Source organism: Cytophagia bacterium CHB2 (genome assembly GCA_030263535.1).
Lineage (GTDB): Bacteria > Zhuqueibacterota > Zhuqueibacteria > Zhuqueibacterales > Zhuqueibacteraceae > Coneutiohabitans.
In genome coordinates, this window is record SZPB01000059.1 from 1 (window position 1) to 22654 (window position 22654).

General features: G+C 52.2%; 26 protein-coding genes and 2 pseudogenes. 25 read left to right on the forward strand and 3 right to left on the reverse strand.

Annotation, left to right across the window (positions count from 1 at the left end; all coding sequences use genetic code 11):
* Positions 1-185: 185 nt before the first annotated feature.
* From FBQ85_08175 to FBQ85_08185, 3 genes are all read right to left on the reverse strand, one after another.
* A complete protein-coding gene (locus tag FBQ85_08175) occupies positions 186-1499 on the reverse strand; it encodes a hypothetical protein (GenBank protein MDL1875134.1) in 1314 nt (437 codons plus the stop codon).
* Between the two features lie 92 nt (positions 1500-1591).
* A complete protein-coding gene (locus FBQ85_08180; GenBank protein ID MDL1875135.1) occupies positions 1592-2725 on the reverse strand; it encodes a hypothetical protein in 1134 nt (377 codons plus the stop codon).
* A complete protein-coding gene (locus FBQ85_08185; GenBank protein MDL1875136.1) occupies positions 2719-3753 on the reverse strand; it encodes a hypothetical protein in 1035 nt (344 codons plus the stop codon). Before FBQ85_08185 ends, FBQ85_08180 begins: the two co-directional genes overlap by 7 nt.
* A 328-nt stretch (positions 3754-4081) precedes the next feature.
* Between FBQ85_08185 and FBQ85_08190 the strand changes: the two genes are divergently transcribed.
* From FBQ85_08190 to FBQ85_08310, 25 genes and pseudogenes are all read left to right on the forward strand, one after another.
* Positions 4082-4987 carry a phosphatase PAP2 family protein gene (locus tag FBQ85_08190; protein ID MDL1875137.1) on the forward strand — a complete coding sequence of 302 codons (906 nt, stop codon included), beginning with the start codon at positions 4082-4084 and terminating at the stop codon, positions 4985-4987.
* A gap of 277 nt (positions 4988-5264) precedes the next feature.
* Positions 5265-5771: a 2-oxo-4-hydroxy-4-carboxy-5-ureidoimidazoline decarboxylase gene (uraD, locus tag FBQ85_08195; protein ID MDL1875138.1), complete on the forward strand. Its 507-nt coding sequence runs from the start codon at positions 5265-5267 to the stop codon at positions 5769-5771.
* Positions 5772-6003: 232 nt separating this feature from the next.
* Entirely contained in the window at positions 6004-7446 is a 1443-nt protein-coding gene (locus FBQ85_08200; GenBank protein MDL1875139.1) for a phosphoenolpyruvate kinase, read from the forward strand.
* Positions 7447-7731: 285 nt separating this feature from the next.
* A complete protein-coding gene (gene uraH, locus FBQ85_08205) occupies positions 7732-8079 on the forward strand; it encodes a hydroxyisourate hydrolase (GenBank protein ID MDL1875140.1) in 348 nt (115 codons plus the stop codon).
* Between the two features lie 546 nt (positions 8080-8625).
* Positions 8626-9531: a DUF2652 domain-containing protein gene (locus tag FBQ85_08210; protein MDL1875141.1), complete on the forward strand. Its 906-nt coding sequence runs from the start codon at positions 8626-8628 to the stop codon at positions 9529-9531.
* A gap of 71 nt (positions 9532-9602) precedes the next feature.
* Entirely contained in the window at positions 9603-10073 is a 471-nt protein-coding gene (locus FBQ85_08215; protein ID MDL1875142.1) for a VOC family protein, read from the forward strand.
* 391 nt (positions 10074-10464) lie between these two features.
* Positions 10465-10815: a YciI family protein gene (locus tag FBQ85_08220; GenBank protein ID MDL1875143.1), complete on the forward strand. Its 351-nt coding sequence runs from the start codon at positions 10465-10467 to the stop codon at positions 10813-10815.
* Positions 10816-10901: 86 nt separating this feature from the next.
* A complete protein-coding gene (locus tag FBQ85_08225) occupies positions 10902-11273 on the forward strand; it encodes a YciI family protein (protein ID MDL1875144.1) in 372 nt (123 codons plus the stop codon).
* A gap of 127 nt (positions 11274-11400) precedes the next feature.
* Entirely contained in the window at positions 11401-12942 is a 1542-nt protein-coding gene (locus FBQ85_08230) for a hypothetical protein (protein ID MDL1875145.1), read from the forward strand.
* A gap of 84 nt (positions 12943-13026) precedes the next feature.
* On the forward strand, positions 13027-13422 hold the full coding sequence (locus tag FBQ85_08235; GenBank protein ID MDL1875146.1) for a YciI family protein: 396 nt from the start codon (positions 13027-13029) through the stop codon (positions 13420-13422).
* Between the two features lie 162 nt (positions 13423-13584).
* The gene (locus FBQ85_08240; protein ID MDL1875147.1) at positions 13585-14007 is read left to right on the forward strand and encodes a YciI family protein; all 423 of its coding nucleotides are present in this window, start codon (positions 13585-13587) and stop codon (positions 14005-14007) included.
* A gap of 267 nt (positions 14008-14274) precedes the next feature.
* Positions 14275-14796, forward strand: a pseudogene (locus FBQ85_08245) (polyketide cyclase).
* 547 nt (positions 14797-15343) lie between these two features.
* Positions 15344-15790, forward strand: a complete 447-nt coding sequence (locus tag FBQ85_08250; protein ID MDL1875148.1) for a polyketide cyclase — start codon at positions 15344-15346, stop codon at positions 15788-15790.
* A gap of 198 nt (positions 15791-15988) precedes the next feature.
* Positions 15989-16843: an alpha/beta hydrolase gene (locus FBQ85_08255; protein ID MDL1875149.1), complete on the forward strand. Its 855-nt coding sequence runs from the start codon at positions 15989-15991 to the stop codon at positions 16841-16843.
* A 144-nt stretch (positions 16844-16987) separates the two neighbouring features.
* Positions 16988-17413, forward strand: a complete 426-nt coding sequence (locus tag FBQ85_08260; GenBank protein MDL1875150.1) for a DUF1801 domain-containing protein — start codon at positions 16988-16990, stop codon at positions 17411-17413.
* 32 nt (positions 17414-17445) lie between these two features.
* Complete coding sequence (locus FBQ85_08265) at positions 17446-18006, forward strand: dihydrofolate reductase (GenBank protein MDL1875151.1); 561 nt, start codon at positions 17446-17448, stop codon at positions 18004-18006.
* A gap of 14 nt (positions 18007-18020) precedes the next feature.
* The gene (locus FBQ85_08270) at positions 18021-18608 is read left to right on the forward strand and encodes a hypothetical protein (protein MDL1875152.1); all 588 of its coding nucleotides are present in this window, start codon (positions 18021-18023) and stop codon (positions 18606-18608) included.
* A 57-nt stretch (positions 18609-18665) separates the two neighbouring features.
* Positions 18666-19082 carry an extradiol dioxygenase gene (locus tag FBQ85_08275; GenBank protein ID MDL1875153.1) on the forward strand — a complete coding sequence of 139 codons (417 nt, stop codon included), beginning with the start codon at positions 18666-18668 and terminating at the stop codon, positions 19080-19082.
* A 44-nt stretch (positions 19083-19126) separates the two neighbouring features.
* Entirely contained in the window at positions 19127-19546 is a 420-nt protein-coding gene (locus FBQ85_08280; protein ID MDL1875154.1) for a VOC family protein, read from the forward strand.
* Positions 19547-19572: 26 nt separating this feature from the next.
* Positions 19573-19971 carry a hypothetical protein gene (locus tag FBQ85_08285; protein MDL1875155.1) on the forward strand — a complete coding sequence of 133 codons (399 nt, stop codon included), beginning with the start codon at positions 19573-19575 and terminating at the stop codon, positions 19969-19971.
* A 25-nt stretch (positions 19972-19996) separates the two neighbouring features.
* Complete coding sequence (locus FBQ85_08290; GenBank protein ID MDL1875156.1) at positions 19997-20377, forward strand: DUF1801 domain-containing protein; 381 nt, start codon at positions 19997-19999, stop codon at positions 20375-20377.
* 100 nt (positions 20378-20477) lie between these two features.
* Positions 20478-20656, forward strand: a pseudogene (locus FBQ85_08295) (DNA alkylation repair protein).
* Positions 20656-21618 carry an alpha/beta hydrolase gene (locus tag FBQ85_08300; protein ID MDL1875157.1) on the forward strand — a complete coding sequence of 321 codons (963 nt, stop codon included), beginning with the start codon at positions 20656-20658 and terminating at the stop codon, positions 21616-21618. Before FBQ85_08295 ends, FBQ85_08300 begins: the two are co-directional and overlap by 1 nt.
* Entirely contained in the window at positions 21608-22006 is a 399-nt protein-coding gene (locus FBQ85_08305; protein MDL1875158.1) for a nuclear transport factor 2 family protein, read from the forward strand. Before FBQ85_08300 ends, FBQ85_08305 begins: the two co-directional genes overlap by 11 nt.
* A partial coding sequence (locus FBQ85_08310; protein ID MDL1875159.1) for a hypothetical protein occupies positions 22003-22654 on the forward strand: 652 nt, incomplete at its 3' end. The genes FBQ85_08305 and FBQ85_08310, both read left to right, overlap by 4 nt.

Consider the following 22654-nt stretch of genomic DNA (forward strand, 5'->3'; position numbering starts at 1 on the left):
GTGGTGGGACGAATTTCACTATAAACATTCCACCGCTTCGCGGTTTGTTTAAGACGATTATCGATTCTTTCTTGTCATATCTCAGCATGCAAAATTCAGTTCACAGGATTCTTTCAAATGACATCTCGATGTTTGTGTCAACTTAACGTTGTACCAGGCAACGGCTTTGGGGGCTGTTGGAATGCCTATGGCGTAATACTTATCTGCCTACTCTCTTGCGCCATGTCGACAATCGGCACTTTCGCAACCAAGTGGCCCAAACCCAGCTCGCGCAGAAAATACGGTGGCAAGCTCCGAAATTTGAGAGCAACTTCCAGCGATAGCGTTCCACTTAAATTTACGGGCACGGGAATTTTGTAAGTCACTGTTTTCGTCGCCAAAAATGGAATCATGTTGTTCTCGACGGTCTTGGCCTCGAAGAAAAATAAAACTTCATTGCCGTCAACGCCGAACATGCGTTGGCGAAAAATTGTGAGATCGCGATCGGCATTGGGATTTAGCTCGCTGTGATGATCCATCAAATCGCTGTTGGCGTCGAGCTGGCCGCTTTCATACAACACATTGTTGTTTTGATCGCGCGCGCGGAGGGCGATCCACATTTGCCGTTCCGCAGTGACGCCGGAGGGCAGATGATGGCCGGTTTTATTGTTGAGAATACTCACGTGCACGCGCAACGTGTCGCCGGCTGAAACGGCGGTGGCACTGGTCACTGTCATGGTCGCAGAATTTTGCAGCAATTTTTCGGATTCACGGCGCTGAATATCCGCGCCGGGGAAATCCACCAACGGCACATCAACGCCAACGAAGTAATGGCGATGCACCTCAGCGCGCTGCGGCCCGCCGACGGCGGCCTCGCCGGCGTAAGTCGGCATGTGGCAATCCTGGCAATCGAACGACATGCCGGCCAGCGCGGCGGCGTTCCATTCGCTGAACGTTTCTTCGACATTTGTGCCGAGCGGATTTTGGACTTCATGGCAACCGCCGCAAAATTCCGAGCGGTCAAACAGGGCATTGAATTGCGAATCATGAAAAGGGTTGGGCGCAGGATTCGCCAGCGAGCCATATTTCGTGCGGCCGGGTTTTAACTCAATTTCCGCATTTCGCGGTTCGTTGATTTTGGTGATGGTGTGGCAAACATCGCAACTCACGCCTTGCTTTGAAATCGGCGAGAGGCTGGCGGGATCAAAGAACGGCGGCGTTTCGCCCGTCAAGCTCGCAATCGGGCTGTGGCATTTGGTGCAGAATTGATCGAGTTGGCCGCCGGTTTTCTGTTGACCGGCGGCATTCATCGCAAAGAACACCGGATCGACAAACGCGTAAGCGTGCATTGAAGTACGCCATTCTTCATAATGATTGGGATGGCAGCTCGCGCACGCTTCGGGCGCGGAGAAATCCGTCACTTTGAATTTGGGTTGATCGGGATCGGGCGGCGGATCGACAGGTGATTTGCCTTTGCAAGCGGCGAGCAGCAGGAGAGAGAAGACGATATACTTTTTCATTAATCGGTTCGTGCTATGATTCTGGCGACAGTCAGAGAAGAAAGTGAAACGGCAGGCGGCAGAGAATAGTGGGTTTGCGGCTCCGCGTTGATTCACCCCAACAACACCAAATCTTCGCGAATCTTGGCATACCACTGGCGAATCCTTTCTTTGCGTTGCGCCGCATAGGCAAAGGCATCTCCGCCGCGGAAGCGATCCTGTGCCAACGCTGCGGCGATTTGCGCCGTCGTTTCATCGAGAATCTCATCCAGCCGTTCCACGCGCAAGGTCTCGTCCATCAACTCGAGCAGTATGTCCCGATAGCGCTGACGATGAACTCTTGCTTTGAGCAGGTTTTCGCTGAATTTTTTTTCGCCAAAGATTGTGCTGCGCGTGGGATGAATTTCAAGCAGATGATCTAAATCCCACGGAATGATCTGAAACGGATCTTCCGGATTATTCTTATGCAAACGATAGTTGTTGAGGTAGCCGTCAGAGTTGTGAAAAAGCACGGAGACAGCCAGATAGCGCAAACAGTTTTCCACGTCCAGCAACGGCTGCAGGCGCGCCGGCATTTCTTCCGGGCTCGACTCGTTGAGAACCCGAATCATCTCTTCCAAATCGCCGAAATAGCCTTCGCGCTCGCCCTTGTTTTCAAAACCCAGCCGCACATCATAGCCCCCGGCAAACGATAAATACGCATGCGCGCGCGTGGCTTCATAAAACGAGCCCAAACGCTGGCCGCGCCGAGCGAAAAAATCCTCATCGATCGGCTCGATCAGGAAATAGAGTCCCCAGTACTCGCCGTTCACATAAAACGCCGCCGGCTCAACGTTGGGCGTTGCTAGGCCTGCCTGCGCAAAGGCATAAAACCCGACGATCGGATTGAGTCCCGTGGGATCGCCGAATTGCGCGCTTAACCCATAATAACGATGGTCGCGATAGCGCTGGTTTTCCGGAAATTCAAATGTCACTGATTTCTTGGTATTGTTGATCGAGGTCTGGCCGGAATAACGCACTTTGACATTCCAGCGTTTCCCTTCGAGCTTGAGATCGCCCGGCACTTGCAGCCGCGCGAACACATTGCTGTTGAGCGTGCCAAAATCCTCGCTGGTCAGTTGCAATTCAACTTTTTTCAAGCCAAAGCTGTTCGCCTCTTCCGGCTCGAGGATTTTGGAGCAGCCTTGCAGCGCGATTACAACACAAGCCGTCAGCAGGCTGAAAATTTTTACGTTCACGCTCACCATTGCAACTCCATTTGCAGGATGCCGTTACTGCCCACTGAACTGCGTTCGCTATAATCCGTGGGCATGCTGGTGAGTTGGAGATCGACATTCATGCTGATCCTGGCATTTTGGGCGATGTAGACATTCAAGCCGGCCAGCGTCGAAATCGTATTCCGGCCAATCGCATCAAGATCGCGCGCCAGAAAACTCGCGACCAGCACCGGCTCAACGGCTTTGAACAGTCGGCTCGAGGTTTTCATGCGATGCGCATAAAGCATTTTGCTGCCGAGGAAGTGAACAGCCTTGCCGCCGCCGACTTTTTTCTCGACTTCCGAAGCAAGCGGATCCACACCGAGAACGCCTTCGATTTCGACATGATGCGCATCCGCGTCGCGCACCATTTCCAACGCCGTGCTCCACACGGTCTGGGTGCCATCCTGAATCTTGTCGAGTTTAACCGTGCCGCTTCCGCCCAGCGCAAAGCTGCCCAGCGTGTTCAGCCGCGTGAGATGTCCAATCAACGAGAAATCGTTGGCTTCGTTGTAACCGAGGCTGGCGGAGAGGCCGACCCGGCGCACCTCCGGCCTTGCTTTGCGATGATAGCGCAGATTCAATTCACGCCCGACCAAGCCGAGAGGCTCGAGATATTGATACAGCAGCGTCCGGTCTACGGTTTTCAATTTTTCTTTTGATTTCTGAAACTCGTAGCCAAAGCGTTTTTTGTTGTGCCCGAATTCCAAATCGATGGCTTTGCCAAGATCGGCGGTGAGAAAGGCCTCGCGCAATTCCATTTCGTGGGTGTCGGATTCTCCGCGGATATCGACTTGAGTATCAAACGTATCGTCAAGCTTGGTTTCGAATTGCACTTTGGCGCGATAAAACGATTCGCTGTAGGTTTCGTTGTAGGTATACTCCGCGCCGACCCGCAGCCAGCCGGAGATGCTGGTCTTGGACTGCACCATGCTCAAGGCGGGAAAGATAAAAAAAATTGCCGGCACGATCGAGGCAACGCCGGCTCTGACCATATGATTCGTCGATTTTATCTTCACTGTTTTTCTCTCTGTGATGAACATGTTACAAGTTGATCACAATTTCCAAAGTTTTTGCCTTTCATGCAAGGGATAATCAGCGCACCAGAGGGCGGTGAGCAAAAAAAGTTTTTCTTGGAATTTTCGCGGAGATTCATTAAGAATGCCCGTTATTTTAGCAACGCTGTGGTGGGCAATGATTTGCGCTTGAACCGGGTTTCGCCGGAGAATGAAGCATGCGAGGCCGGAGAAAAGTTGTATGAAGAACTGGAAAACTCACATGTTCATAATCGGGCGGCAACAGGTTCAGTCGCGTAGCAACAAACGTTTCATGCAATCGTGAGATCACATGAGAAATTCCATCACAGTGCTGATAATTCTTGCCTCGACGTGCGCGCTTCCCGCTCCTTCGGCCCTTGCCCAGCTTCCGCAACAACAAAAAATTTCAATACCAGCAACCCCGGCTGATCATTTCATCACCAACGAAACGCAAAACGTACCCTTCTACAAAAATCTCATTGCAGGCGCACGAGCAAGCGTCAACACATGGCAGCTTCCGGTGTTTGCTGCAAGCCTGCTGACCGAACGCCAGAAGGCCGGCCGTGGTTTACCCATGCCGCCGCTGGCTTTCGACCATGAGATTGCCGAAGAGTGGTCGCGCCGCGACGGCAGGGCGTCGTTGGGATCGCTTAGCCCCGGCTACTATCAAGCCTTAGCCGTGCGCGCCCGCCTGGCAGGAATGATTGTGCTCGATGCGCTTACCGGACACGATTACTCACCCTCGAGCTATGCTAAGCTGTTCCGCTTTCAACAGGCGTTTTATTTTAACACCGTCGTTACTCATCTCGCCAAACACAATTTCAACCGCTACCGTCCGGATGGCTCGGATACGCAGTCCTTCTTCTCCGGCCACACCTCCACCGTTTTTACCGCCTCGACTTTTCTTTATCTGGAAACACGCGATTTTATCGACGGCCAAGTTCGGCAAGGCCGCGACCTGCCGCTGCTGTCGCCAACGCAATGGAAGGCCGTCTCGTTCAGCGTTGCCTACGGCTGGGCGGCTTATGTCGGCTTTTCCCGCATTCACGACAACAAACACTATCTCAGCGACGTTTTGGTGGGCGCGGTGAGCGGCACGCTGGTGAGCTATCTGCTCTATCCCCATCCGGAGAAAAACGCGTTGTCCTCAAAATTCATGTTTGAAGTTCTGCCGCGCCGCCGCGGCCCGTCAATGGGAGTGCGTTACTCTTTTTGACTTCGGCATGTGCTTTATTGAAATTTGACCGGGTATAGCCTGCTTTTTCCGCGGGCGCTCGATTCCAATGAATCTACCTCTCCGATCTTTCAACCTCCCGCATGAAAGTTTTTCGAAGCATTGCATTGTCGCGTGGCCATGGCGATTTGACTTTGCCGCCGCCGCAATTTATATTCGACGCGCATTTTGGCATTCAGCATGCCGTAAGCTTTGTGTGTCGCCTCATGCCTTGTGGTTCCGGATTGCGTTTTCTGCGGACAACTTGCAGCGAGAGTAAATGACTTTAGCATATTTTAACAACCTTGCTGATGCCTCTGCTCTTGCCGAGCTTCTCCGCTGCTGCGGCGCGACGCGCTGGGCAGAGATGATGGCACAGCGCCGGCCGTTTAACAGTGAAGCCGAGCTTTTTGCTGTTGCTGAAGAGATTTGGCAAAGCCTTGCGCCGCAGGATTGGCGCGAAGCATTTTCGCATCATCCCAAAATCGGCGATTTAACCAGCCTGCGTGCGAAATTCACGAGCACGCGGCAATGGTCGGAGGGCGAGCAAGCGGGCGTGGCAGGCGCTGCAGAAGACATTCTTCATGCGCTGGCAGACGGCAACGAAGCTTACGAAAAAAAGTTCGGATTTATCTTCATCGTTTGCGCCACCGGCAAAAGCGCAGGCGAGATGTTGGCGTTGTTGCAACAACGTTTGCCGAATGATCCGGAGCTTGAAGTGAAAATCGCGGCAGCGGAGCAAGCTAAGATCACCAAAATTCGACTGGAAAAGCTTTTGGCGGTCTAACCCGCGATCACCTTCAATTGAATGAATGACCTACGTTGTCATGGAAGGAATCCTGTGAAGCACTTGATACTCTGTTTGCAACTTCACAAGATCCTTGCAGGATGACAGGGTGAGAATGAATGTACTTCTTCGAGGCAACAGTGTACGAGTGAAATTTTAAAGTATGGATTCTGCTCTCGATTGGTCAAGAGAGCCAAATCAGCCATCATCAAAAACCAAGGTTCCTTATACCATGAAAACTTCCCTCACGCCGGAGTCTTTGCCGGCGATTTTCGGTGAATTGCAACAAGCCAACGAGGCATTTACCAAACACTACCCTGGCGAGTCCGGTGTGCGCCAGCCGGTGCACACGGTTTATGGCGGCGCGCAATTATTCAAGGCTGATGCCGCGCCCAAGCTGGGCATGGTGGCTTTGCGCACGTTGCAGGAGTATGCCCCGGACTTTGCGAGCTTTGCCAAAATTCTCGGACTCACCGGCGCCGAAAAATTGCCCGAGAGTCAAATTGAAACAAAAAACCTGCAACAACAGCTTCAGCAAGCCCCCGAGGCTGTGCGACAAAAGAACGCCGCAGCGTGGCTGGCCTACACCGTTTATGCGCGCGTGCTGGAAAAACTCAAGCGCGAGGCCGTGGAAGATTTGCGCATTGATTTTGAAGACGGCTATGGCAATCGCCCGAACGCCGAAGAAGACGGCCACGCGGTTGCCGCTGCGGAAGAAATGGCTGCCGGCATGCGCGCGGCGACATTACCGCCATTTATCGGCATTCGCATCAAGCCGCTTACGGAAGAACTGAGAAACCGCAGCCTACGCACGCTGGATTTGTTCATCACGACGTTGCTCTCAAAAGCAGGAGGGAGGCTGCCGGATAATTTCGTTGTGACATTGCCGAAGATTACCGTAGCGGAGCAGGTGTCTGCGTTGGTGCGCGCGCTGCAATGGCTCGAAGCGGCCAACGGCCTGCCGGCCGGCGCGCTCAAGCTCGAAATTATGGTGGAAACCACGCAAGCGATGATCAACTCTCGCGGTGTGTGCAGTTTACCGGCGTTCGTGGCCGCGGCAGAAGGCCGTTGCGTGGCCGCGCATTTTGGCGTTTATGATTACACCGCGGCGTGCAACATCACCGCGCTTTATCAAAGTATGGATCACGCCTCCTGTGATTTTGCGCGACACATGATGACAGTGGCCCTGGGCGGCACCGGCATTTGGTTGTCTGACGGCGCAACCAATGTCATGCCTGTCGGGCCGCATCGCGCAGCAGCCGGCAGCACGTTAACCGAGGCGCAGCAACGCGAGAATCAGGCGGCGGTGCATGCGGCTTGGCGTTTGGGTTATCGCCACATCGAGCATTCGCTCAAACACGGCTTTTATCAAGGCTGGGATTTGCATCCCTCGCAAATTCCCATTCGATATGCAGCAGTGTACAATTTCTTTTTGGAAGGATTGGCTGCCGCCTCAGCGCGACTCAAAACGTTTGTGGAAAAAGCAGCGCAAGCCACGCTGCTCGGCGCGGTGTTTGACGATGCCGCCACCGGGCAGGGCTTGTTGAATTTCTTTCTGCGCGGCCTCAACTGCGGCGCAATTACTGAAGAGGAAGCGCTGGCCACCGGCTTGACGTTGGAAGAGATTCGCGGCAAATCATTTGTGAAAATTTTGAAAGCGCGGCAAAAGGCGTGAGGCTCGTGGGTGGTAGATAGTAGATTCTTTAGAGTTAAATCTGGCTTTTTGAGCAAACATTTCTAAACCGCAAATCAACGCTAATGAAAGCTAATATTTTCATTCGCGCTTATTCGCGGTTGCCTTGTTTGATTCCGGCTCGTTCGGGTTATGGTGTTGGTCGTAGGTTATTTTCTTTTTGTTACTGGCAACAAATCGAGTTGATCACCTTTCTCCAAGCAGTGAATGTTTTGACCGGGCAATTCCGCAATTCGCAATCATCAATCCGCAATCGGAAGAGCAACCATGAAAAGTCCCATCACAACTCATGTACTTGATCTCTCGCAAGGCCGACCCGCAGCCGGGGTTATTGTGACGTTAGCGCAGCGCACGGAGTTCGACGAGTGGCAGGAACTCGCGTGCGGCACGACGAATGACGACGGCCGCATCAGTGATTTGATGCCGGCAAACACGCCGCTAGTTGCGGGCGTGTATCGTCTCACCTTTGAAACCGGCGATTACTTCAGCGGCCTGGGCATCGAGAGTTTTTATCCCTTTGCCGCCATCATTTTTGAAGTGAAAAACACCGAACAGCATTATCATGTTCCGCTGTTGCTGAGTCCGTTTGGGTATTCGACGTATCGGGGGAGTTGAGTGTGTGAGACAATAGAAACAAGAACTTGCTTGCTAGACGAAATTTACCGATTACCTGCAAACTGAAGAAACATAAATTGTCGGTCAAGAAGATTTGCCCGGAGATCAAATGACATGAAAATAAAGTCATTGTTCAAATATACGGCCTTGAATAGCGGCGATCCTGAAAATTTAAGAAGAGGTGAACGCATATTTCTTAGCACCTGAGTTTTGTTTGACTTCGAATGGAATATCCTTTTGCTAGCAAGTTGCTTTGAAGTGCATATCAAAGAAGCTCGGAGCAACGAGCCAGAATTTGACTTGAAAATCGATTTAACTATCAGTCCAAGTTTCAAGTTGATGAACGAGGGCTGCATGATTCTCAGTCCATCTACTACCTGCCCCAAGAAACTGCCATTGCCAGCCAACCCCCTGTCGATTTTTCCCTCCCTCGAACGACTATTAAGCAAAATCAGCCAGTACGAATGGCTAAAAGTTGTGACATAATGTTGTCACAAGGTGTTTTTATATTAACTCCCCCAGCGTGATAAAAATTGTAGTGAGTGTATGTTTTTCAAAATCTTAGAGAGAAAAATCATGCGCCCTTCTACTCACAAAGCATTATTGGTAATCGCCGATATTAGCGGATTCACCCAGTTCATGAAGTCGCATGCGAACGCCGGCGACCATGCCATGCTGGTGGTGGTGGAGTTGCTGCGGGCGGTTATTTCGGCTGCTGCGCCGCCGCTGAAATTGGCAGAAGTGGAAGGGGATGCGGCATTCTTCTATGCGCTTTGCCCTGAAAATGGCGATAGCAGAGCTGAACTGGCTGCCGTCAAAAAACAGGTGAAGGGCTTCTTTCGTTCTTTTTATCAAGCCTTGCACCGGCTTTGCACTTTATATCCCTGCGCGCGAAATGCGCGAGATTTGCGGCTTAAAGTCGTTATTCATGCTGGCGAGGTTGCGCTGGAGCATATTCATGGTTTCGATAAACTCTTCGGCATGGATGTGATCCTGGCGCATCGCCTGTTGAAAAATTCTGTGCCTGCACAGGAATATGTTTTGATGACGGAATCGGCCTACAATTGGCTCGGCGATTTTTATCAAGCGCAACCGGAACGGCAAACGGAGTATTGCGAAGGAATCGGCGTGGTGGAAACTGTTGTCTTCTATTTGCCGGCGCAGCTCATCGAGGTTGGCAAAACTCCGTATCAAAAATTTTCTTCAAACACCGGCCGCAGCCTGCCTGCCGCTGATTTTATCTACAAAACTGCTGGCCGGTTGGGGAATTCACTGAACGGCTATCGATTGTCCGAGCCGTTCCACCCTTGCGCGCGAGCGCAACCGGCTGAGTCTGAGCTTGCGGAGGCCGAGCTTGTCCAAATCGAGCTTGTCGAGGCCCGACTAACCCATTTTCGGAACAATATCAAATGGAGACCGAGGCATGAAGGATATGCTACTGATTCACGATAACGAGCAGAGGTATTCATTTCGAAGCGATTGGCAAGTTCCTCCAATCATTCCACCAAAGAAAGGAGAAAGCAATGGTTGAAAAAGTAAAACCCGTTCCTCAAGGATTTCACACCGTCACGCCACACCTGATCGTACGCGACGCCCACGCCGCGATCCAATTTTACAAAAACGCCTTTGGCGCCAAAGAGCATTCTCGCGCGCCCGGGCCGGACGGCAAGTCGATTATGCATGCGGAACTGCAAATTGGCGATTCGATTATTTTTGTGAATGACGAATTTCCGGAGTGGGGCGTGGTCTCACCGCTGGCGCTCAACGGTTCCGCGGTTACGATTCATCTTTATGTTGAAGACGCGGATGCAGTTTGGAACCGCGCGCTCAATGCCGGCGCGAAAGAGCTTATGCCTCTGGATAACGCGTTTTGGGGCGATCGCTATGGGAAGCTTGTCGATCCGTTTGGCCATCACTGGTCCATCGCGAGTCACATCGAAGATTTGACGCCGGAGGAGATGGCTAAGCGCGCGGCTGCGGCGTTTGGTGGATGAAGCGCCCGAGAGGTAATGCCGTTAACCCAAATTAACGGACAAGAAAGCGAGCGAAGTCGGACTGCTGTGTTTGAAAGTCCGACTTGCCCGTTATGCGATTAGCTTTTCAAAGTTAGAATAAAATTCTGAAAGCTTATGGCAGGATAATTTGTCGGCAGAACGATTTGAAATAATTCTGCCGATAAATCATCCTGCCAAAGGTTTTTTCGGCGATGCTCATTGACTTCTGTGCATTTCGGTGGAAAAGCTTTATCGCCGAAGACACCGAGTTTCACCGAATAGTTTTTTGTTGCTTCGCAGAAGCTTTGATTTGCAGCTTGTCTGCAAATCAGGGTAGCGATTTATTGGGATTTTACCTAGTTTTTTTGTTTTTACGAATGGAGACGCCAACATGAAATACATGCTCCTGATCTACTATGATGAACAGACCTTGAGCGAAGCCGAGCGCGAACAATGCTTCGGCGAGTCTGCGCAACTTGCGCATGAGCTTGATGCCAACGGCCAGTATGTGGCCGCCAATCCGCTGCATCCCACCGCGGCTGCAACCAGCGTGCGCCTGCGCCAGGGCAAGCGGCTGGTGACCGACGGCCCGTTTGCGGAGACGCGCGAGCAGCTCGGCGGCTATTTCTTGATTGATGCAAAAAATCTCGATGAGGCCATCGGCATTGCCGCACGGATTCCCATGGCGCTCAAAGGCACTGTCGAAGTCCGGCCGGTGGTGGAGATTCCGGGATTGCCCTGAACCGCGAATGAGCGCGAATTCGCGGTTTGAGATATAGGAAAGCCATAATTATGTTCCCTTAACGCTTGACCATGAAAAAGGAAATCATGAAATACCTGTGCATGGCTTATGAAGAGGAGAGCAAGCTCGATGCGCTCTCGCAAAGCGAGTGGACCGCCCTGAGGGCGGAGACGCTGAACTATGTCGATGAGCTTAAGAAAGGCGGCTATCTCATTGCCGCCGAACCCTTGCAAAGTGTTCGCACGGCTGCGACGGTGCGTGTGCGCAACGGCAAGATTTCCATCACCGACGGACCCTTTGCCGAAACCAAAGAAACGCTCGGCGGGTTCTTTTTGATCGAGGCAATTGACATGAACGAGGCCATTCAAGTCGCCTCGAGATGGCCCTCGGCGCGCTTGGGAAGCATCGAAGTACGGCCAATTGAAGCCGGCCTGAAGGAAGATAAACGCTATGCCTAAACGCCGTGAGAAGAGGAGGGTAATGTTTTGTGCATGCCCTGCAACCATGCCGCTGTCGATTTCCACCCTCACCGAACGACTAAGACGCGAAATCCAAAAAGCAATGGCATTCGCTCTAAATTAAGAAATGAATCCACAAGACGATCGCATGCACTCTGCGCTCGATGAAACCTCCGCACCCTCGTCATTGAATCCTTCGCGCGAGCAAATTTTGGAAATGGGCCGCGCTGCGATTCAAATGATCGCCGATTACTATAGCGCGCTTCCGCAGGTAACGCTCGCTCCCAACACCACCAGCGCGGCAGTGCGTGAACAACTCGCTCTGGAGTTTCCCGTTGCCGGAAAACATTTCGACACGTTGCTCGAATTTATCAACCAAAAAATTTTTGCTGCCAGCCGGCACAACGGCCACCCGCGTTTTTTCGGTTATATCGCTTCGCCCGGCACGGCCGCAACGGCTCTCGCCGATCTGCTTGCCTCAACGCTGAATCCGAGTCTCACCTCCTGGCGTTCCGCGCCCGGCGCGGCTGAGATCGAACGCCAAACGATTGATTGGATCAAACAAATTATCGGTTACGCGCCCGCAGCCGAGGGTTTATTTCTCAGCGGCGGATCGATGGCACATCTCTGCGCATTGGCTGTGGCGCGCGATGCCAAAGCGCCGCATCCGGTTACTTCGCAGGGCTGCCAGACTCTCGCACGCGCGATGCGAGTTTATATTTCAGCAGAAGGCCATCACTCGATCAGCAAAGCGGCGGGATTGCTCGGCATTGGCCGCGACAACGTGCGACAGGTTGCAGTCAATTCGCGTTTTCAAATGGACCTGCGCGCGTTGGCGAAACTGATCGAAGACGATCTCGCTGAGGGTCACTTGCCGTTTTGCGTGGTGGCGAATGCCGGCACGGTCAACACCGGCGCGTGTGATGCGCTCGATGAAATTGCCGAAGTAGCGGCGCAATATGGCTTGTGGTTTCATGTTGATGCTTGTTACGGAGGCTTTGCTGCGTTGGCACCTTCCAAGCGCGTTTTGTTTCGTGGGATCGAGCGTGCGGATTCCGTTGCGCTCGATCCGCACAAATGGCTGTACGTGCCCGGGGATTGTGGCTGTGTTCTGTATCGCGATCCCGGCCGGGCGCGCGCCACGTTCGGGCACGAAGCGGAGTATATTCGCGTTATGGCGCTTGCCTCCGATGAAGCTTTTGCGTTTTGGGATTACGGTCCCGAGTTGACGCGCCGGTTCCGCGCGTTGAAAGTTTGGATGATGTTGGCGCACGTGGGCGCCGAAGCATTGGGCGAGGCCATCGAGCGCAATTGCCAATGCGCCGAATATTTCGCGCAACTCGCAGCGCAAGCGGATGACTTCGAGATGCTGGCGCCCGTCGAGTTGTCGATCTTTTGTTTCAGATACGCGCCGCCCGCGCTGAAAACGGCTTATGCGATTGCAAGCGGCGGAGAGCGCGACGCCATCGACCAAAAGCTGAATGCTTTGAATGAACGCATTCTCACCGCAGTGCAGCGCGGCGGAAGCTCGTATCTTTCCAATGCCGGCATCGCTGGCCGCTTTGCCCTACGCGGCTGCGTGCTGAACTATCGCACGACCAAGCGCGATATGGAAATCCTGCTTGACGACGTGCGCCAAGCAGGCCGGCAGATTGTGGAAGAAAAATAGTGCGTGCTGTCGATTTCAAGCCTCGCCGAACGACTAGATGGTGTAAACAACGAGCGCCTTTTTCACCATCTTTCGGAGGAAGCTATGAAATACCTCTGCCTTGGCTACTATGATGAGAAAAAATGGGAAACCATGTCCGAAAGCGAGCAGAACGCTTTTATGGACGAATGCTTTGCCTACGACGATGAGTTGCGCAAGAACGGCCACTTTGTCGGAGGGGAGGCGCTGCAAAGCGCTCGTAATGCCACCACTCTGCGTTGGCGGAACAACAAGGTGACGGTCACCGACGGCCCGTTCGCCGAAACGAAAGAGCAGTTGGGCGGTCTCCTCGTACTCGAAGCGCGAGATTTGAACCACGCCATTCAGTTGATGTCGAAGCATCCCGGCGTGAAAGCCGGGCCGTTTGAGATTCGGCCGATTGAAGACATGAGTGCAATTGTGGCCGAGAGCGAGCGGCGGCGCAATGTTCAAAAGCAATGACACAAAAATGTATGGCAGGAAAATAAAAACCGCATCTTTCGAACAGTGTGCATTCCACATAAATTTTTCTGGCCTCCGTTTTTCTATCATTGAATTCTTTTTTGTTTGCAGCGGTAGAATGCTTCGGCTTTCTCTCAACAAAAATTTAAAGGAGAAACACCCATGCGATTCATGATGCTGATGATCCCCAAGGGATATGAGACGGCGGCGCCGGGCACGATGCCCGACGCCAAAGCCGTCGAAGCAATGATGAAGTACAACGAAGAACTGCAAAACGCTGGCGTGCTGCGCAGCCTCGAAGGCCTGCATCCGCCTTCGATGGGGGCGCGCGTCTCGTTCGCCGGAGGCAAACCTATGGTGACCGATGGGCCTTTCATCGAGTCGAAAGAAGTGCTTGGCGGCTACTGGATAATTGAAGTGAAGTCGAAAGAAGAAGCAATTGAGTGGGCCAAACGCTGCCCCGGTTCGGATAACGAAGTGATCGAGATTCGCCGGGTACAAGAGTTCGATGACTTCCCGGCTGATGTTCAAAAAGCCGCGGCGGGATTCGAGGAGATGCAAAAGCAGGCCGGACAGAGTCGATAAAATTTTCACCACTTGGGCGCAAAGGTGAAGGACAACAGCACCGCCGCCCTTGCGATTAGCGACCCCAACGGCTTGTTGGAATGGCTTGCGAAAGACCGAGCCGCAGTGAAGTTCCGCGACATGAAAGCAATTAAGGCGAACAAAACTGCCTTCGAGAAGATCGTGCGGCAATGGATCGCTTGTTTGAAATGAAACGCAGAATGCTTATCGACAAAATAGTTTTTGAAGTGGTGCGATAATCTCAAATCAATACGGAGAGGAGTTATTATGTTGAAAAAGATTCTCATCGGTCTCGCGGTGCTCATTGTCGCGCTGCTCGGCTATGCCGCGACCAAGCCGGACACATTTCGCATCGAGCGCAGCGCGAGCATCAAAGCCGCGCCGGAAACGATCTTTGCGCAGCTTCACGATTTTCGCAGTTGGGGCAATTGGTCGCCGTGGGAGAAGTTAGATCCCGCGCTGCAAAGAATGTATAGCGGCGCAGCAGTTGGAACGGGCGCGGTTTATGAGTGGAAAGGCAACAGCGAGGTCGGCGCAGGGCGTATGGAGATTCTGGAATCTTCTCCCGCTTCGAAGCTCACCATCAAGCTGAGTTTCACCGAGCCGTTTGAAGCGCAGAGCACTTCAGAGTTCTCGTTAACGCCCGAAGGCGAGACCACGAAAATCACGTGGGTGATGCAGGGTCCCAATCAATTCATTGGGAAAGTCATGAGCATCTTCGTCAACATGGACACCTATGTCGGGAAGGATTTCGAAACCGGCTTGGCCAATTTGAAAACCCTCGCGGAAGCGGGCAAGCAAGACATCGTGCTCACACGAATTTTCGATGCGCCGCTCGAAGCTGTTTGGAAGGCGTGGACCGTGCCGGAGCAAGTGATGAAATGGTGGGGGCCGACCGGATTTACTTCGCCTTCGTGCAAAATCGATTTTCGCGAAGGCGGTAAATTTATCTTTCATATGCGCGCGCCCCAAGAAATGAACAACGCGGATTTCTATACCGCCGGCGTGTACAAGAAGATCGTGCCGGCGGAGCTTATTGAGTTCACGCAAGGCTTGTCCGACAAGGACGGCAACAAAATCAATCCGACGACGCTTGGCATGCCTGCGGATTTTCCCGAAGAGATTCCCTCTCTCTTGGCTTTCAAGAATGTCGACGGCAAAACGGAACTGACCGCAATCGAGTACGGCTGGACGCTGGGCGAAATGCGCGAGATGTCCAAACTTGGTTTGGAGCAGTGTCTCGATAAATTGGCGGAGAGCTTGAAATGATTGCAGGCGCAGTCCAATCATCAGTGTTATGCCGATCAAATCCGATCCACCGAAAGGAGAAGTAATCATGACCACCAACACAATTCGACTTCATCGCGTGCTGCGTGCAACACCTGAGAAAATCTATCGAGCATTCCTCGATGCGGACGCCATGACCAAATGGCTTCCGCCAAACGGCTTCACGGGCAAAGTGCATCACGCAGACGCCAAAGCCGGCGGCACCTATAAGATGTCGTTCACAAACTTCACCACCGGCAAGAGCCACTCCTTCGGCGGCGAGTATCTCGAACTTGTGCCCCACGAACGCCTCCGCTACACGGACAGATTCGACGATCCGAATCTGCCCGGAGAAATGCAGACGACCATCACGTTGAAGAAGGTATCCTGCGGAACCGAGTTGAACATCGTGCAGGAAGGCGTTCCGGCAGTGATTCCCGCTGAGGCTTGCTATCTCGGCTGGCAGGAATCGCTGACGCTGTTAGCGAAACTCGTCGAGGCGGAAATTCCGGATTAGCCGCGAGACCGAAGAATCCATTTGCCAAACGAGGGAAAACATTTGCAGCTCGCGGATTCAATGATTGCCAAAAACGGCGCGGCGATATTGATCTACAAACCGGCAGAAAACTTGAACAAATTCACGTTGCCGTCCAATAATCACTATGCAGCGCGGCATCTTCAATGCTCGCGCTAAAATAACCATTAAGGATCAAACATGAAGACAACAGCTTTTATCCTGACGATGTTCCTGTCGTCTGTCGTATCGGCGCAGGAAAAACCAACTACGGGCTACGCGTCGGTCAACGGACTCAAAATGTACTACGAAATCCACGGAAACGGCGATCCTGTGGTGTTGCTCCACGGCGCGTTCATGACAATTTCACTCAATTGGACCGAGTGGATCGGCGAACTTTCCAAAACGCGGAAAGTGATTGCTATCGAAATGCAGGGCCACGGGCGCACAGCCGACATCAAACGCGATTTCAGTGATGAAAACCTCGCCGACGATGTGGCTGCGCTGCTTGATCATCTCAAAATACCAAGCGCGGACCTCATCGGGTACAGCATGGGCGGCGGTGTCGCGATGCAGTGTGCGATCCGCCATCCGGAAAAAGTGCGCAAGGTTGTCAGCATTTCGGCCGTGTTCCGCCACGACGGCTGGGTCAAGGAAGGACTCGACGCGTTCCCGCAGATCACGGCCGAGGCATTCAAGGGCTCGCCCCTCGAAACCGAATACAAGAAACTGAGCCCGACGCCGGACGAGTTCCCGAACTTCGTCAAGCACGTAGTCGCGTCGGCTTTGAAACCGTACGACTTCGGCGCCGACAACCTCAAGGCCACTAAAGCCCCGATGTTTTTCATCCACGGCGACGCTGACGGTGTACGGCTCGATCACATCGCGGAAATGTACCGCCTCAAGGGCGGCGAGATTCACGGCGACATGCGACCGCACCCGGAATCGAGACTGGCTATTTTGCCCAACACAACACACGTTACGCTGATGAACCGCATGACAACAATCGTCCCGATGGTGAACGACTTTCTCGATGCGAAGCCGCAAAAGCAATAATAAAAGGCTCGACGGCACTCGAAACGCCGACGGAAGCGGAGCTTGCACGACAGAAGAAGATGCGAGCAGAAGGATAACGTGCTGTCGAAATTCGCACCTGCTGAACGACCTAATACAAATGCAGTCATGGAAAGGAGAATCAATATGAACATACAAGAACAAATCAAAAAGTATATTGCAAGCCAACCTGAGCCAAAACGCAGCGACATGCAAGCGTTGCATCGCCTCATTCTGCAAGTAATGCCAGCATGTAAATTATGGTTCTTGGATGGCAAAAACAGTGAAAATAAAACTGTTTCTAATCCTAATATAGGATATGGACTTCACACTATAAAATATGCTGATGGAAAAACTAGAGAGTTTTATCAAATCGGTATGAGTGCAAACAAAACCGGAATCTCCGTCTATATCCTTGGTATTAAAGATAAGACATGCTTAGCGAAGACGTATGGAAAAAAACTCGGCAAGGCGAGCGTGACCGGGTATTGCATTAAGTTCAAAACGCTGAAAGATATAAACGTTGATATACTCGAAGCGGCAATACGATATGGGCTTGAGACCTCGCATTAACTAAACAGCACCAAGTCAAAAGGAACTGAAACATGAGAAACACAGTCTTCGCAATCAACATGACGGTTGACGGTTACTTCGGCCACGAGGATATGATTGCAGATGAAGAGCTACACGAGTTTTTCACCGAGCTGCTCCGCAACGCGGATATCGAACTCTTTGGGCGAAAAACATATCAACTGATGTTTCCGTACTGGCATACCGTTGCGGAAAATCAGTCGGAGACAAAAACGACAAATGAGTTCGCGCGGACGATTGATGCAATCAACAAGGTCGTTTTTTCCAAGACGCTCAAAAGCGTTGAAATGAAGAACACGACACTCTCCCGCGCAAACATTGAAGAAGAGCTTCTGAAATTGAAAGGTCAGCCGGGTAAAGATATTTCCATTGGCGGCTTGAGTATCGCCTCGCATTTAACTCAACTCGGCATGATTGACGAGTATCACTTTGTGGTTCACCCGGTTGTTGCGGGAAAGGGGCCCCGCCTGTTTGAGGCTGATGGTCTCAAAGAGCGCCTTCGGTTGAAACTCGTCGGGTCGAAAAAATTCAGTTCCGGAGCTATTGCGCTTCATTACAAAAAAACGGCGCCGTGAACGAGGGATTACTTATGAAGTTCGCAAGTATCGTGCAAGTTGCTGTGCTTCTGCTCTCAATGGGGTGCAGCCGGAACGATTGGTCCATTTCGGAAGCCTCGGCACAGCATGACCGTCCTCTAACCGTGAAACAGGAAAGTACCATGCAGGCAACGAAACCTTTCGACACCGAGATTTTGCTCACACAGACGTTTGCCGCTTCCCGCGAAACGATTTTTGCCGCTATCACAAAAGCCGAGCACGTTCGCGCGTGGATGAGGCCAGCAGCCATGACGCTCGTGAGTTGCGAGTTCGACCTTCGCGTCGGCGGGCGTCTCCGTTATGTGTTCGAGCGCCCGAACGGGCGTAAGATCGAAGTGCGTGGCATATTCGAGGCTGTTGATCCGCCACATCGATTCGCTTACACGGAAACCTATGACTTTTCGCCGCTCAAGGTACTGGTGATGACATCTCTGGAAGAAGCGGACGAAAAGACCATCTTCAAGCAGACGCTCCGCTACTCCTCGCAACAGGAGCGCGATGAAGATTTCCCTGGAGTAGCCACCAGCTCGAAAGAGGCCTATGCCAAATTGGATCGCTATCTGGCGCAGCTCGGACAATGAAGCTTCGGATCGTGCGCCTTATTTTTCTGTCATCTAATTTTAAAAAGGGAAATCGCTATGACCAAAGAGCTTTGGATCAACCTGCCGGTGAAAGACGTGAATAAATCAAGAGAGTTTTTCACCAAGCTTGGATTTACTTTGAATCCGCATTATGGCAACAGCGCTGAATCGGCGAGCTTCCTCGTCGGCACAAAAAATATTGTCGTCATGCTTTTTGCGGAATCCGCTTTCAAAGGCTTTACACGCAATGAAATTGCCGATACCCAAAAAGGCACCGAAGTCCTACTTTCAATCGACGCAGAGAGCAGAGCGGAAGTCGATGAATTGGCCAAGAAGGCGGCAAAGGCAGGTGGTACGGTTTTCGGCGAGCCTGACGAACATCAGGGCTGGATGTACGGCTGCGGTTTCACCGATTTGGATGGCCATCGCTGGAATGTGTTGCACATGGACATGAGCAAGATGCCGAAGGGATGATGAAGAAGAACGTTGATATGTTCTTCAAAAAAATGGGAGTTCGTATGAACCCACAACCACTCATTTGTGTGCATGATGTTGAATCGAGCAGTCGCTGGTATCAGCGCCTGCTTGGTTGCCAGAGCGCGCATGGCGGCGCCGAGTATGAACGGCTGGTTTCGCAGGGCAAGCTGGTCTTGCAACTGCACCACTGGGACGTGGAGCATCATCATGGCCCCATCGGAAATCCCGATCTGAAGCCCTACGGCAACGGCGTGCTGCTCTGGTTTGAGATCGACGATTTCGACGCAGCCGTTGCCCGCGCCGAAGAAATGAACGCCGAGATTGTCATGACCCGTCACCGCAATCCTCCCGACGGCAACGGCGGCCCGAACCACTGGGAATTATGGCTGCTCGATCTTGACGGCTACACAGTGGTTTTAGCCAGCCCAGACGGTTCCGCGGATGGGAATTGGAAACCTTAGCTTCTGCGAAAGCAAGAAAAACAATTATGAAAAAAGCTGCTTCAATCACAAAGCGTGCGCCCGCCAAAGACGTCGATGCTTATCTTGCGTCTGCGCCGAGAGAGTTGCGGACGGTTCTCGAAAATTTGCGCGAGGCCATTAAAACTGCAGCGCCGAAGGCCGACGAAGTGATTAGCTATCAAATCCCGACATACAAGTATCACGGTCCGTTAGTCCATTTCGTCGCACGCGAGAGTTATTGCAGTTTCATTGCAGTGAGCAAAACGGTTTTGGAAAAATTCAAAGGCGAGCTTGAAGAGTTTGATACATCCGGAACCACGATTCATTTCACGGCCGAGCATCCGCTGCCGGCGGCGCTCGTCAAAAAAATTGTCAAAGCGAGAGTCGCAGAGAATGAAGCGCAGGCCAAGCTGAAACAGAAGTGATCGAACACTAACTTTTTGAAACAACATGGCTTCAAAAAAAGCACAACCGGCAAACATTGTCGAATACATTGATGCCGCGCCCAAAGAGACGCAGAAGAAACTACGTGAGATGCTGGCGTGTATTCGCAAAGCCGCACCCGGCGCGGAGGAAGGCTTGAAGTGGGGAATGCCAGCTTTCTCTTATCGAAGAATACTGGTCACCTTCAAAGCTTTCAAGCATCATATCGGCTTCTATCCCACGCCCTCTGCGGTGAAAGCCTTTGCGAAAGAGCTCTCGAGATTTAAAACGGCCAGCGCCTCGATCCAATTCCCGCTGGACAAGCCGCTGCCCCTCGCTCTCATCCGCAAGATCACCGCGTTTCGCGTGAAAGAAAGTCTCAAGGAAGATGCGAAATGGCGAACATGAGAAAGAAAAGCATAACCGTTGCGTGGACTTTTATCAGCGCAAAAGAGTTTGTGAAAAAATTAGAGGCTCTGCGTTCGCCGGAGGAGCTTAGAAAGATTTAATTCATAAGGCCGTTGGCAGATAGCTGCGCGAAGCCGGCAAAAAGATCGCCAAAGACTCTTGAACTTTTTGGATAAATACACCGTCACCATGCCGCGCACGGCGCTGCGTTACGCCATCGAACGGCTTTATAAAAAACAGCGGGAGCATTACATGAGCATGAAGAAGGTCGAGCATTGATGGAGATTGCAAAAAGCAAATTTGTAGGCTGCTGCAAAGCGGACGTGCGCGATCAAGAGCATGATCTGACTTTCCCAATGCTTTTGATGTATCCTACAAACGCGGCTTCAACCTCTGTCACGTTCGGACCGTTCACTCTTGAGGTCGCGATGAACGCGCCGGTTGCAGAGGGCCGCTTTCCGCTCGTCATGATTTCGCACGGCTCTGGCGGCTCGAATTTGACGCATCGCACGCTCGGCAGGCATTTGGCCATGAATGGATTTGTCGTGTGCATGCCCGAGCATCCGTTTAATAATCGCCACAACAATGAATTGCAATACACCATTCAGAACATGATTTACCGGCCACGGCATATCCGTATGGCGATTGATGAAATTTTCTCCCATGAAAAATTTAAATCGCATCTCGACTTCGAGAACGTTGCCGTCATCGGCCATTCCGTTGGCGGCTACACCGCGTTGGCGCTTGCGGGCGGCGCACCGCATACGCAAGCTCTCGTTGCGCTTTGCCAAAAAACGGCGCAAGCAGATGAGCCGTATTGGATTACTCTCTTGCGAAAAAATGGCATCGCGTCACAGCCTATTACAGTGACCGCTGATCATCGTGTTAAAGCCCTCGTGCTCTTCGCGCCGGATGTGAGCCTGTTTATGTCTGAAGGCGCATTGCGCAATGTTCATGTTCCGGTTTTGCTGCTCGTGGCCGAGAAAGATTATATGCCGCAAGAGACGATTGCAGTGTTGCGCGATGGCCTTCCTGAACGCTCGCAGCTCACGCATCGAGTCGTCAAAAATGCCGGACATTATTCTTTCCTCAGCCCGTTTCCCGAAACGATGCAAAGCAGAGTTGGCGACGCCGCTAAGGATCCGGAAGGCTTCGACCGCGAAGAGTTCCATCTCGAAATGAATGAGGAAGTTTTAAACTTTTTGCAGAAAATATTCGAAGGAGCGACACATGCCCGATAACAATCCTGACGAAATTCAAACACTGAAAGCGGTGTCCGCGGCCTGGGATCAAGCCATTGTTTCCAACGACGTAAAGGCGATTGGCCGATTTATGGCGGAGGATTGGGTCATCGTCTCGGAGCGCGGCGTGACGACCAGGGAACAATTCCTATCGGTGGTCGCCTCCGGAGATTTGACGCATGAATACTTCAGGGGAGAGATTCTTGCGGCGCAACTGTACGGAGATACGGCGGTATTAACCGGACGTGTCCGAAGCAACGGCCACTATAAAGGTCAGCCGTTCAGCTCTGACGAATGGACGACCGATGTCTTTGTCAAACACAACGGCACATGGCGGTGCGTGCATAGCCATATTACAACGGCAAAAGAGACGCGGGAGAATGAATGAAAATGAAAACAGGCATTACCGTAACGCTCACGGCTCTTGTTGTTGTCGTCGCTGCAGTTCTTATCTATTCCGAGAACAAAAACGGCGAGGAAGCCGCGTATGAGTCGAACAGCAATAGCCTAACCGGTGCGGGGCGCACGGAGGTTATGGAAACATCTGTTTCCGATTATCACGTTCATGTTCTCAGTCCGCGGTTGATCCAAGCGTGGAAGAATGCAGGTGCAACTTTTTCGCGGCGCGATGAATACTATTCCAACGTTGATACGATCATGAATCGCCTGGGAATTAAGCCGCAGGACGGCAATTTCATCCATTTGGTTGCAATGGGATATTTGTACAGTACCGAAGAATTGGGTGTAACGGAAAACGCCCGCCTGCTCTTGCAGGCAGAGAATGACTACCTGGCCGGGCAGAAGGCGAAATACCAGAACAATATCAAGGCCTATTTTGGCATTGATCCGCTGGCGGAGTATGCCATGGAGGAAGTTGTTCGTTGCCATCGCGAGCTTGGCCTGGATGGAATCAAGCTGCACGGAAATGCCTCGCAGATTTACTTGAGGGTGCCGGAGCATCTCGCAAAAGTGCGCAGGATTTTCCGCTATGCCGCTGAAAACAATCTGCCGGTGTTGTTGCACTTTGATAATTCAC

Excerpts from the sequence above, each read along its gene's own strand:
- FBQ85_08280 (MDL1875154.1), top strand. The coding sequence starts at position 19,127 with ATGAACCCACAACCACTCATTTGTGTGCATGATGTTGAATCGAGCAGT.
- FBQ85_08285 (MDL1875155.1), top strand. The coding sequence starts at position 19,573 with ATGAAAAAAGCTGCTTCAATCACAAAGCGTGCGCCCGCCAAAGACGTC.
- FBQ85_08260 (MDL1875150.1), top strand. The coding sequence starts at position 16,988 with ATGAACATACAAGAACAAATCAAAAAGTATATTGCAAGCCAACCTGAG.
- FBQ85_08200 (MDL1875139.1), top strand. The coding sequence starts at position 6,004 with ATGAAAACTTCCCTCACGCCGGAGTCTTTGCCGGCGATTTTCGGTGAA.
- FBQ85_08210 (MDL1875141.1), top strand. The coding sequence starts at position 8,626 with ATGTTTTTCAAAATCTTAGAGAGAAAAATCATGCGCCCTTCTACTCAC.
- uraD (MDL1875138.1), top strand. The coding sequence starts at position 5,265 with ATGACTTTAGCATATTTTAACAACCTTGCTGATGCCTCTGCTCTTGCC.
- FBQ85_08265 (MDL1875151.1), top strand. The coding sequence starts at position 17,446 with ATGAGAAACACAGTCTTCGCAATCAACATGACGGTTGACGGTTACTTC.
- FBQ85_08305 (MDL1875158.1), top strand. The coding sequence starts at position 21,608 with ATGCCCGATAACAATCCTGACGAAATTCAAACACTGAAAGCGGTGTCC.
- FBQ85_08290 (MDL1875156.1), top strand. The coding sequence starts at position 19,997 with ATGGCTTCAAAAAAAGCACAACCGGCAAACATTGTCGAATACATTGAT.
- FBQ85_08240 (MDL1875147.1), top strand. The coding sequence starts at position 13,585 with ATGCGATTCATGATGCTGATGATCCCCAAGGGATATGAGACGGCGGCG.
- FBQ85_08175 (MDL1875134.1), bottom strand. The coding sequence starts at position 1,499 with ATGAAAAAGTATATCGTCTTCTCTCTCCTGCTGCTCGCCGCTTGCAAA.
- FBQ85_08270 (MDL1875152.1), top strand. The coding sequence starts at position 18,021 with ATGAAGTTCGCAAGTATCGTGCAAGTTGCTGTGCTTCTGCTCTCAATG.
- uraH (MDL1875140.1), top strand. The coding sequence starts at position 7,732 with ATGAAAAGTCCCATCACAACTCATGTACTTGATCTCTCGCAAGGCCGA.
- FBQ85_08235 (MDL1875146.1), top strand. The coding sequence starts at position 13,027 with ATGAAATACCTCTGCCTTGGCTACTATGATGAGAAAAAATGGGAAACC.
- FBQ85_08180 (MDL1875135.1), bottom strand. The coding sequence starts at position 2,725 with ATGGTGAGCGTGAACGTAAAAATTTTCAGCCTGCTGACGGCTTGTGTT.
- FBQ85_08190 (MDL1875137.1), top strand. The coding sequence starts at position 4,082 with ATGAGAAATTCCATCACAGTGCTGATAATTCTTGCCTCGACGTGCGCG.
- FBQ85_08255 (MDL1875149.1), top strand. The coding sequence starts at position 15,989 with ATGAAGACAACAGCTTTTATCCTGACGATGTTCCTGTCGTCTGTCGTA.
- FBQ85_08225 (MDL1875144.1), top strand. The coding sequence starts at position 10,902 with ATGAAATACCTGTGCATGGCTTATGAAGAGGAGAGCAAGCTCGATGCG.
- FBQ85_08220 (MDL1875143.1), top strand. The coding sequence starts at position 10,465 with ATGAAATACATGCTCCTGATCTACTATGATGAACAGACCTTGAGCGAA.
- FBQ85_08250 (MDL1875148.1), top strand. The coding sequence starts at position 15,344 with ATGACCACCAACACAATTCGACTTCATCGCGTGCTGCGTGCAACACCT.
- FBQ85_08215 (MDL1875142.1), top strand. The coding sequence starts at position 9,603 with ATGGTTGAAAAAGTAAAACCCGTTCCTCAAGGATTTCACACCGTCACG.
- FBQ85_08300 (MDL1875157.1), top strand. The coding sequence starts at position 20,656 with ATGGAGATTGCAAAAAGCAAATTTGTAGGCTGCTGCAAAGCGGACGTG.
- FBQ85_08275 (MDL1875153.1), top strand. The coding sequence starts at position 18,666 with ATGACCAAAGAGCTTTGGATCAACCTGCCGGTGAAAGACGTGAATAAA.
- FBQ85_08230 (MDL1875145.1), top strand. The coding sequence starts at position 11,401 with ATGAATCCACAAGACGATCGCATGCACTCTGCGCTCGATGAAACCTCC.